Origin of the sequence: Streptomyces sp. NPDC050636 (assembly GCF_040654775.1) — a bacterium.
GTDB lineage: Bacteria > Actinomycetota > Actinomycetes > Streptomycetales > Streptomycetaceae > Streptomyces.
On the sequence record NZ_JBFAIP010000258.1, the window covers coordinates 1 to 1634 of the forward strand.

Below are 1634 nucleotides of genomic sequence, written 5' to 3' on the forward strand. Positions count from 1 at the left end.
ACCGTCGACTCCGTCGGCCCATACACCTGCATCACGGTACGACCCGGCGACCAACGCTCCACCATATCCGCCGGCAACGCCTCACCACCCACCACGAACCCGCGCAACGACGGCAGATCCCCATCCGGCAACGAAACCAGCATCGGGGCGACAAGATCAGTGTGAGTAACCCGGAAATCCGTGATCAATTGGGCCAGTTCCTCCCCCACCGCCCGCTGCTCCGGACCCGGAACCACCAAAGCCGCACCAGAACTCAACGTCATGGCGATATCCGCCATCGACACGTCAAAACTGATCGAGACAACCAGCAAAAACCGGCAACCCACCCCCAACCCAAGCCGCTCCGCATGCACCCCGGCCACACTCGCCACACCCGCATGCGAGACCACCACACCCTTGGGCCGCCCCGTCGAACCCGACGTATAAATCACATACGCCGGATGCGACAACAGCAGCGGCTCAGCACGTTCCGAGTCAAGGACGTCGCGCTCGGAGTATCCAGCCAGCGCAGCCGTGGTCTCCGCGTGGTCGATGACCACAATCGGCACACCGGTGCCTGGGTCGGTGAACTGCCCGGCCACCGCGGCTGTGGTCACCACCACCGCCGGCCGGCCGTCCTCGACCATGTAGGCGATCCGGTCGGCCGGATAAGCAGGGTCGATCGGCAGATACGCCGCCCCGGTCTTCAACACCGCAAGCCACGCCACGATCATCTCCACCGACCGCGGCAACGCCAACGCCACGAACTGCTCCGGCCCCACCCCGAGGCCCATCAGATGACGCGCCAGCCGGTTCGCCCGACGATTCAACTCCCCATACGACAGCGCAGTGTCGCCGAAGAGAACCGCCTCCGCATCCGGCGTCCGCGCCACCTGAGCCTCAACAAGGCCCGGCAACGCCAACCCCGCAACCTCCCGCGAAGTGTCGGCCCACTCCTCCAACACCAGCCGACGTTCAACCGGAGACAGCACATCCACCGCACCCACACGCACGCCCGGATCGGAGACCAACGCCTCCATCACCCGCAGCAAGATCCCCACGAACCGCTCCACCGTCACCCGATCGAACAAATCCGTCGCGAACTGCAACGTGCCCTTGAGTCCCGCGGCGCGCCCCTCGTCGTCGAACCGCTCCACCACATCGACCACCAGATCGAAGTTGACGGACCCGGAGCTGATCGCTTCCATGCGAGCGGTCAAGCCCGGCATATCGAGCTCGGCCCGGGGGCTCTCCCGGCAGGCAAGGAGGATTTGGAAGAGGGGGTGGCGAGCGAGCGAAAGCGTCGGGTTCAGGTCCTCCACCAGACGCTCGAAAGGCACATCCTGATGCGCGAACGCCGCCAGATCCGTCTCCCGAACCCGCCCCAACAACTCGGCAAACGTCGGATCCCCCGACGTATCCGTCCGCAGAACAACCGTGTTGAGGAACAGACCCACCAGATCATCCAGCGCCTCAACCGAACGCCCGGCAACCGGCGTACCGATCGGGATATCCGAACCCGCACCCCACCGCGTCAACGCCACAGCCAACACCGACTGCAACACCATGAACACCGTGACCCCATGCTCCCGAGCCACCACCCTCAACCGCTCATGCAACTCCGCCGAAACACCCAACGGCACCGACCCACCACG

Annotated in this window: 1 protein-coding gene; it reads right to left on the bottom strand. The window is 65.2% G+C overall.

Annotated features, from left to right (window positions below; translation table 11 throughout):
• Nucleotides 1-1622 (bottom strand): AMP-binding protein (locus tag AB0I10_RS41115; RefSeq protein ID WP_363157849.1); only part of this gene is annotated, 1622 nt, incomplete at its 3' end.
• Nucleotides 1623-1634 lie beyond the last annotated feature (12 nt).